Source organism: Bartonella sp. W8151, from assembly GCF_016100385.1.
GTDB classification, from domain to species: domain Bacteria; phylum Pseudomonadota; class Alphaproteobacteria; order Rhizobiales; family Rhizobiaceae; genus Bartonella; species Bartonella apis.
The window spans coordinates 114,214-122,390 of sequence record NZ_JACFSO010000003.1; the positions used below are offsets into that span (position 1 = coordinate 114,214).

Sequence of the window (8,177 nt, forward strand, 5' to 3'; positions counted from 1 at the left end):
AGGAGAATGCCACTTATGACTGATATCACAAATTTTGGTTCATCTTTTCCGAACTTTGGTAATGCCGATCATCAAAGTTTTGGCGGTTTCAGGATGAAAAGTCGTGCGAATAGAAAACGCAGTGACGACACAGAACGGGAATTATCAAAGCTTCTACAGGATCTCGAACATATCGAAACCGATAGAATAAATTCTGATGAACTCCGTAAAAATCGGAACCAGCATTGGTTGTTCTGGCGCAATCCTGATGAAATTGACACGCCAGAAACGACAGACCGTGTAGACCCATATGCCAAAAAATATTCCGGTATTTTCAAAAGAGTCATCGGGGTCATTTCTGCGGGTTTTGCAGGGCTCCAGTCATTGACGATTGCAAATTCTGCTGCCGGTTCGTCGACCGGTACACTCTTCGGCATTTTCAATTCGGTCGATTCAATGTTGCGAGCTTTCGGCGTTGCCGTAGCCATCGGGTGCGGGAGCTTACCATTTGTCGTTTATGCTTTCCAGATTGGCGGGCAAGGTGGAGCTGCAACACCTGATAGCCAAACGGTTGCGGTCAGCACGTTCAGGCCACATGAAGGTTGGTATAAACGCGAGCGGTTCGAAGGTATTGACCGTGTTGATCCTTATGCACCACGTGATTACGATTCACAAAAAGCAATTATGTCGAACGGGAAGGGGCTTCCCAAGGCTGCAAATCCGGACGCGACAGATGGAAGTTTGAAACCGACGGCGCCAAAATCCAAAGATTATGTGGTAAAGGATGTTATCGACGGGATGGCAATGATCGAATATGATCAGGGCTACTGGTTTGCAAGACCGGGCAGCAAACTTCCCGACGGAAGCTATTATATAAGGGTTACGAAAGATAGCGAGAACGGGAAAGTTGCATTGAAGACCTCGAGAGGAATTGTTCCTGTTCATCACTGAACCAAGAAATCGTGACGCTTCAATCTGTCGTAACAATATCAATACTGATGAATACAGATGATAAAAATCTTTTGTTGTCGAAAAGGATATCTCGAATAAAGAAAAAAAGTAATTTTTAAACAAAATATATTCCGCCTGAAAATTGCACGTCTATTGGAATGACTATTAGAAAAATTGACATAAGCTTTATGTTTTTAAAGCTCAATTCGGTTAAAAAAGATACAAGTCGGGTTTGATTTTCGAGGATTCGAAGTTCCAAAAATTTCATTAGCTGTTCTATAACATATTGAATTTATTGTAATATTTTTTATTTCTATAAAAATATCGCGAACGCAAGTCTCGCGCAAGTTTAACCGTCTATTGTTCAAACTGTTCAAGAGAGTATGTGACAATGGATCCGGTAAATCTTTTCAATTTAGCAAATAAACAAGCCGACTGGTTGGCAACACGCCAGAAAACCGTGGCAAGTAACGTTGCGAACGTGAATACGCCCGGATACAAGGCGCGCGAAGTTAAAGATTTTGCTGCCATTCTCAACAATGACACCATGGCGATGGCTGTGACAAACAGCAAACACATGGATGTCACGGATAATGGCATGGAATCTCATGCAATCCGGCCGGAAGAGACGATTGAAACCACGCATTCGGGAAATAACGTCAATCTCGAAGAAGAGATGCGTAAAGGTGGTGAAATCGGCCAACAAATGTCACTCAATACCGTTATTGTAAAAGCTTTTCATCGAATGATGATGGCTACAGTTAAAGGAGGATCGTGATCATGTCTGATCCACTTGTTGCCGCTGGACGTGTCGCAACAACGGGCCTTGCAGCCCAATCTACACGCCTTCGTATTATTGCGGAAAATATGGCCAATGCCAATTCGACAGGCGATACTGCCGCCGCAAACCCTTATCAGCGCAAGACTGTCAGCTTTGAAGCAGCTCTCAATCCTTATGAAGATGCGCAAGGCGTCGAAATTGCACGGATTTCTACCGATAAATCACCTTATATTGTTAAATATGAGCCGGGACATCCGGCGGCCGATGCAAACGGTTATGTAAAATATCCGAATGTGAATGCAATTGTTGAAATGGCAGATATGCGTGAAGCCAACCGGTCTTATGAAGCAAATCTACAAGTTATTCGTCAGGCCCGGGATCTTGTATCCCAGACAATTGACCTGCTGAGAGGTTAATAAGTTGAATACCATATCGATAAATAAAGATAAGAATCTTTCCAAGCTCGAAGAACAATTGAGTAATAATGAGATCAATATCAAAGGCCAGATTATAAAGATTAGCGATAAGAGTAACTATAAAGCCAATCTCGAAGTTATCTGCCGGTCTGCACATCTGCTTGCAAATGCACTGAAAATGACGGGGATTTGATAATGATACAGTCGTTAACATCAGCAACAACACGTGCCGCTCTTGAAAGGTTGGGGCAATCATATGGCGCAAATGCCAGCCAGACAACTTCTTCAGACACGCAAGCTTCAGGTCAGGCTCAGGGTGTAAAAAGTCCTAGTTTCGATCAGGTACTCGCTGAAGTTAGCGGAGCGGTCGGAAATAATCTTGAAAAGGCGGAAAGCCTTTCAATGCAGAAAATGGAAGGTGGCGACGTGTCGGTTCGTGAAGTTGTCAATTCGGTTATGGATGCCGAACGTTCATTGAATACGGCAATCGCCATCAGAGACAAGATTGTTCAGGCTTATCTCGAAGTCAGCCGTATGCAAATCTGACGGAATGGCTCGGGTAACAGGTGAACAGGAAAATAAAATAAAGGGAAAAGTCCAATGGTTATGAGATCTTTATCAATTGCGGCCACCGGTATGAACGCCCAGCAGACCAATCTTGATGTGATTGCAAACAACATCGCAAACATCAACACCACTGGTTACAAACGTTCTCGCGCCGAATTCAGCGATCTTATGTACACGACAGATCGTGCCGTTGGCGTTCCTAATATGATGAATGAAGCAACCATTCCGGAAGGTGCCATTGTCGGTCTTGGTGTTCGTACCGCTGCAGTTCGTAAAAACAACATGCAAGGTTCGTTCGTCCAGACAACCAATTCGCTTGATTTGGCAATCCGTGGACGAGGTTATTTTGAAATTCAGGATCCGAATGGCAATACGTTTTATACTCGCTCGGGTGCATTCAACCTGAATGAAAATGGACAGGTTGTTACCCTTGATGGTAACCTTGTCCAGCCGGTTATTACGGTTCCGAATGAAATCGGTAAAAACGGCGTTATTACAGTGAGTGCCGATGGTCGCGTGACCTATCAGCCGGATGCAGATGCTGCACCGGTTGAAGCCGGTCGTCTCAACATGATCAATTTTACCAATGAAGCAGGTCTCGAGCCGGTTGGTGATAACCTGTTTCGTGAGACACAGGCTTCGGGAGCACCGATTGCAGGTAATCCCGGTGAAGAAAACTATGGCACGATCATGCAAGGCTATCTTGAAGCTTCCAACGTTGATCCGGTTAAAGAAATTACCGAATTGATAGCGGCTCAACGTGCTTATGAAATGAATTCGAAAGTTATACAGGCCGCTGATGAAATGTCGGCCGTTGTTTCGAAGAATTTAAGGTAATCTAAAATGAAAAAGCTTTCTCTCCTTCTTGCCGGTTTATTGTTGTCGACTGCGTCGATAACGCAAGCCTATGCGGATAGGATAGGCTTTCTCGTTCCGACCACGACAGTCTATGCAGGCCAGCCTGTAAGCAATGTCGGTCTCAGCGAAAGGATGTTTTACATCAAGGTTGATGCAGCTCCTTTATATGTAACCGATGTCAAGCAGGCCTTGAACAAAGTTGCAAAAAGGACATTGCCGGCAGGCCGCCCGATCTCGCTATCATCTTTGGGTGATCCTGTTCTGGTTGAGCGTGGTCAAACTACAAAACTTGTCTTCAGTGCCGGTGATCTTGTTATCACCGCTTCAGGTGTTTCGATGGAGCCCGGCAGTGCAGGCGATTATATCAAGGTTCGCAATGTAGACTCCGGTCGCATTGTGAGCGGTACAATCTTGTCTGACGGCAGTGTCAGGGTAGGTGGACAATGATTGGTTGTTCGTTAAAGATTGGTCGTTCGTTAGGAATTGTTGCGGCTTTGCTGATGGGCATTATGCCCGCATTTGCCGATGAAGGTGGCCGCAATGTTCGCCATTTCAATTCTGAAGCGGCGTCGGATGCTTCATGGCTCGGTTCGGGTGGTGATCCGGCAAAGATGCGCTATTCCGACCTTTCTCGCCCCGGCGTTGTTGCAAGATTGAAAGACATTGCGGAAATTCAGGGTGTTCGTGAAAACCAGCTTGTCGGTTACGGCTTGGTTATCGGTCTTAATGGAACCGGCGACTCTTTGCGTAATTCGCCTTTTACCGAACAGTCCTTGCGCGCCATGCTCGACAATCTGGGAATTAGTCCGCCGGCTGGTGCTTCGCGTGCAAACAATATTGCTGCGGTTATTGTTACCGCTGACATTCCGCCTTTTGCGACTCCCGGTTCAAGGATTGATGTCAGTGTTTCGTCACTGGGTGACGCAAAGTCGCTACAAGGTGGTACACTGGTTATGACACCGCTTCTTGGTGCTGATGGCGAGACTTACGCTGTTGCACAAGGCAACATGATCATTTCGGGTTTTGCGGCAAAGGGTAATGCAGAAACTGTAACGCAAGGCGTTCCGACGTCAGGTCGTATTCCGAATGGTGCGTTGGTCGAACGCAAGGTTGAAGGCAATTTCAACCGCGATGCCGATATAGTTCTGGAATTGCATAATCCCGATTTTTCAACAGCTATCCGCGTTGCCGATCTGGTCAATGTTTTTGCCAACAAACGCTATCATCAAAGCGTTGCAAAAGAACGCGATGCCAAAACGGTTGTTTTGAAAAAACCGGCAAGTATTACTGCCGCTCGTTTTATTGCAGAAATCGAAGGACTGCCTATCCCGACAGACGAAGTTGCCCGTGTTGTTGTTGATGAACGTACAGGCACCGTTGTCATCGGTGAGAAGGTTCGTGTATCGCGCGTTGCGATTTCTCACGGCAGTTTGACAGTTCGTGTTACTGAAACGCCTTACGCTTCACAGCCCGAGCCGTTCAGTGAAACAGGCGACACAGTTGTTTTGCCGCAAACAGCCGTCGATGCGAATGAACAGACCTCCAATATCGGCATTCTGGGCGGTACCAATCTCGATAATCTGGTTAAAGGTTTGAACCAGATCGGTGTCAAGCCCACCGGCATCATCGCCATCTTGCAGGCGATTAAAACTTCCGGTGCACTTCATGCGGAGCTTGTAGTTCAATGATCGGATCGCGGCGTAAAGTTCTTGCAGTTTTGGGGCTGGTTCCTTTTTTAGGGCTAATGAACAATGCTTTGGCTCAAAAGGGCGGGGCATCGGGCACCAATAAAGCATCAACAGTTCCGCCAGCTCCTGCTGCACCTTCTGCACAACGCGGACTTCCTTCTGCCAATGCTTCACAGGATGAAATCGAAAAGTTCTGCGGCAATATCGACAGTCAGGCAGCCGATGCCCGTTTTGAATTGCAGAGCCAGCAATTACAACAATTGCGCATGCAGATTGATGATCGCATCAAGGTTCTGGAAGAAAAACGCGAGGAATATGAGAATTGGCTGAACAAGAGAAACGAATTTCTGGCAAAAGCTCAGGATTCATTGGTCAATATCATTTCCAAAATGCGTCCGGATGCTGCAGCTGCACAATTGGCACTGGTGGATGATTTTGCAGCTGCCGCCATTATGTTGAAACTGACGCCGCGTGTCTCGAGTGCCATTATGAATGAATTGCCACCGGAAAAGTCGGCAAATCTGACCAAAGTTCTGGTCAGCGCACAAAAACTTCCGCCGGAAAACAAGCCGGCGCCAAAGGCTGTAAAAGCAGGCCAATGAAGAAAGTTGAACAAATGAAAAACGTTTTAGACATCCGTAAATCAAGAGTCGCGCTTATCAGTGTCGTTCTGGCAACGGTTGCGCTTTCTGGCTGTTCTTACAATACAAAGGACTTCAACTCGGTGCCTGACTTTTCGCCGGTTCGGGCAGATCTTGGTTATGCACCGTCGATGAACCCCGATATTTATCCGACAAAACCGAAAGAAAGCAAATATTCACTCTATCGGTCTTCATCAAACAGCTTTTACCGCGATCCTCGCGCAATGAAACCGGGGGATGTGCTCACTGTCCAGATTTTAATCAATGACCGTGCCAATTTGAATAACAAGAGCGATTTGAAACGTGATGCCAATGGCAAATATACCTTGGGTGCAACCTATCCGTTGATCGGCAAAAATGGTGGTAGTGTGAATGGCGATTCAACAGCACACTCGAAAGGCGATGCGAAGGTTGAACGTAAAGAAGATATCAAATTGTCGGTTGCCGCAGTCGTTACCGATGTTTTGCCAAACGGCAATCTGGTTATTAACGGTTCGCAGGAAGTTCGCGTCAACTATGAATTGCGTGTTCTCAATGTTGCAGGCGTTGTCCGTCCGCGTGATATTACCGGTAACAACACCATCGAATACGATAAAATCGCTGAAGCCCGTATTTCTTACGGCGGCCGTGGTCGCATGAGCGAAATTCAGCAGCCACCTTATGGCCAGCAGATTATGAACCAGATATCACCGTTCTGATGGAATTGGCGAATGTGATGATAAAGGGAGCTTCGCCTTCAACCGGCTCCCTTTATTTTTAAGTCTTGGATAAAGGCTTGAAAGCTTGGCACTTTAAGGTTTATTCATCTATTTTTCGATAGAATAATAAACTATGATTGGGCGCAAATGCCTTTAATGTTAACCTAAGAGGTTTTTATGGCTGGCGAGCCTGAAAAAGGTGATGGAAAAGCAAAAAAAGACAGTGGCATCAAGGCACTGCTTCTTGCCGGTGTTATTTTGACCTTGGTTGCCGCTGGTGGCGGCTGGTTTTTGGGAACGCAGATCGGCAAGGAAATTGCACCCCCTCCGGTTGAACCAAAAAATCAGGCCCAAAAGACAGCCGATACAATTGCTTCCAATAGCAGTGTTACGGTGTTGACGCCAATTCTCACCAATATGGCTGCACCCAACAATGCATGGATTCGTGTGGAATGTTCGCTTGTATCCCAACCGGGAGAGGTGCTTGCACCTTCTGTTGCAGCTGAAATATCCAACGATTTTCTGGCGTTTTTGCGAAACAGTACGATTGCCCAGATCAAGGGTGCATCCGGCCTCATGAATCTTCGCGAGGATCTGGTTGATAGAGCCCGTACCCGTTCAAAGGGTAAAGTAACCAATGTGTTGATTTCCAGTCTGGTGATCGAGCAATGAAACGGCTCTTCCTGTTTTGTCTGGTTATTTTACTTTTTGGCGTTGGCAGTGCCTTTGCACAGGAAACCAATGCCGCTGCACAGGCAACTTCCGGCAATTCGTTGTCAAATCTGTTGCCTCAGGCAGGCGGGTCGATAAGCGGGCGCATTGTTCAACTCTTCGGTTTGTTGACGGTTCTTTCCGTTGCACCGGGATTGCTCATAATGGTAACAAGCTTTACCCGCTTTGCCATAGCGTTTTCGCTCTTGCGTTCCGGCCTTGGTTTGCAAACGGCTCCTTCCAATCTTGTCATGATATCGCTTGCTTTGTTCATGACTTTTTATGTTATGGCTCCAACCTTCAATCAGGCTTGGACCGGTGGCGTTCAACCGCTTATGAATAATGAAATTACCGAGCAACAGGCGGCAGAGCGCATCGGCCAGCCGTTTCGTGAATTCATGCTCAGTCAGGTGCGGGAAAAGGATCTTGATCTTTTTGTCGACCTTGCAGACCCCTCGTTTCATGTGGGGTCGGGAGAACAGGTTGATTACCGTGTTCTTGTACCGGCTTTTATGATTTCCGAATTGCGGCGCGGTTTTGAAATCGGTTTTCTCATTGTTTTGCCATTTCTGGTTATCGACCTTGTCGTTGCAACTTTGACAATGTCTATGGGCATGATGATGTTGCCACCGACTGTTATATCACTTCCCTTTAAAATTCTGTTTTTCGTTTTGATTGACGGATGGAATTTGCTTGTAGGCAGCCTTATCCGCTCGTTTAGTTGAACGAAATTGCTTGTTTGGAAGATTTTCAAAAAAAATTTCAAAAAGGCCTTTATTTTTATTGTTAAGCCGACTAAATATAAGGTGTGACAGGTTAGTGAGGTATTTTAAAAGAATACCGGTAAAACTGATAGGCATGAAGCCGCTCTGTCACCCGCTGGTTGG

12 protein-coding genes are annotated in these 8,177 nt (G+C 46.2%); all 12 read left to right on the top strand.

Annotation, left to right across the window (positions count from 1 at the left end; translation table 11 throughout):
- The first annotated feature begins 15 nt into the window (after nt 1–15).
- The 12 genes from H3V14_RS05920 (at nt 16) to fliP (ending at nt 8,015) form a co-directional block, all read left to right on the top strand.
- The gene (locus H3V14_RS05920; RefSeq protein ID WP_198227313.1) at nt 16–930 is read left to right on the top strand and encodes a hypothetical protein; all 915 of its coding nucleotides are present in this window, start codon (nt 16–18) and stop codon (nt 928–930) included.
- Nucleotides 931–1,321: 391 nt separating this feature from the next.
- Nucleotides 1,322–1,708 (top strand): flagellar basal body rod protein FlgB, encoded by a 387-nt coding sequence (gene flgB, locus H3V14_RS05925; RefSeq protein ID WP_198227315.1) that lies wholly within the window; start codon nt 1,322–1,324, stop codon nt 1,706–1,708.
- Nucleotides 1,708–2,127: a flagellar basal body rod protein FlgC gene (gene flgC / locus H3V14_RS05930; protein WP_178391797.1), complete on the top strand. Its 420-nt coding sequence runs from the start codon at nt 1,708–1,710 to the stop codon at nt 2,125–2,127. The genes flgB and flgC overlap by 1 nt, the downstream gene beginning before the upstream one ends.
- A gap of 4 nt (nt 2,128–2,131) precedes the next feature.
- On the top strand, nt 2,132–2,320 hold the full coding sequence (locus H3V14_RS05935) for a hypothetical protein (RefSeq protein ID WP_075870290.1): 189 nt from the start codon (nt 2,132–2,134) through the stop codon (nt 2,318–2,320).
- A gap of 2 nt (nt 2,321–2,322) precedes the next feature.
- The gene (locus tag H3V14_RS05940) at nt 2,323–2,673 is read left to right on the top strand and encodes a flagellar hook-basal body complex protein FliE (RefSeq protein ID WP_075870289.1); all 351 of its coding nucleotides are present in this window, start codon (nt 2,323–2,325) and stop codon (nt 2,671–2,673) included.
- Nucleotides 2,674–2,733: 60 nt separating this feature from the next.
- Nucleotides 2,734–3,531, top strand: a complete 798-nt coding sequence (flgG, locus tag H3V14_RS05945) for a flagellar basal-body rod protein FlgG (protein WP_198227822.1) — start codon at nt 2,734–2,736, stop codon at nt 3,529–3,531.
- Between the two features lie 6 nt (nt 3,532–3,537).
- A complete protein-coding gene (flgA, locus tag H3V14_RS05950; protein WP_075870288.1) occupies nt 3,538–3,999 on the top strand; it encodes a flagellar basal body P-ring formation chaperone FlgA in 462 nt (153 codons plus the stop codon).
- Nucleotides 3,996–5,240 (top strand): flagellar basal body P-ring protein FlgI, encoded by a 1,245-nt coding sequence (locus H3V14_RS05955; RefSeq protein ID WP_198220991.1) that lies wholly within the window; start codon nt 3,996–3,998, stop codon nt 5,238–5,240. Before flgA ends, H3V14_RS05955 begins: the two co-directional genes overlap by 4 nt.
- Nucleotides 5,237–5,842 carry a MotE family protein gene (locus tag H3V14_RS10995; RefSeq protein ID WP_075913406.1) on the top strand — a complete coding sequence of 202 codons (606 nt, stop codon included), beginning with the start codon at nt 5,237–5,239 and terminating at the stop codon, nt 5,840–5,842. The genes H3V14_RS05955 and H3V14_RS10995 overlap by 4 nt, the downstream gene beginning before the upstream one ends.
- 14 nt (nt 5,843–5,856) lie before the next feature.
- The gene (gene flgH / locus H3V14_RS05965) at nt 5,857–6,579 is read left to right on the top strand and encodes a flagellar basal body L-ring protein FlgH (RefSeq protein ID WP_075870455.1); all 723 of its coding nucleotides are present in this window, start codon (nt 5,857–5,859) and stop codon (nt 6,577–6,579) included.
- A gap of 177 nt (nt 6,580–6,756) precedes the next feature.
- Nucleotides 6,757–7,251 (top strand): flagellar basal body-associated protein FliL, encoded by a 495-nt coding sequence (fliL, locus tag H3V14_RS05970; protein ID WP_075870286.1) that lies wholly within the window; start codon nt 6,757–6,759, stop codon nt 7,249–7,251.
- Nucleotides 7,248–8,015, top strand: coding sequence for a flagellar type III secretion system pore protein FliP (gene fliP, locus H3V14_RS05975; protein WP_083655527.1), 768 nt, complete (start codon nt 7,248–7,250; stop codon nt 8,013–8,015). The genes fliL and fliP overlap by 4 nt, the downstream gene beginning before the upstream one ends.
- The last annotated feature ends 162 nt before the right edge of the window (nt 8,016–8,177 follow it).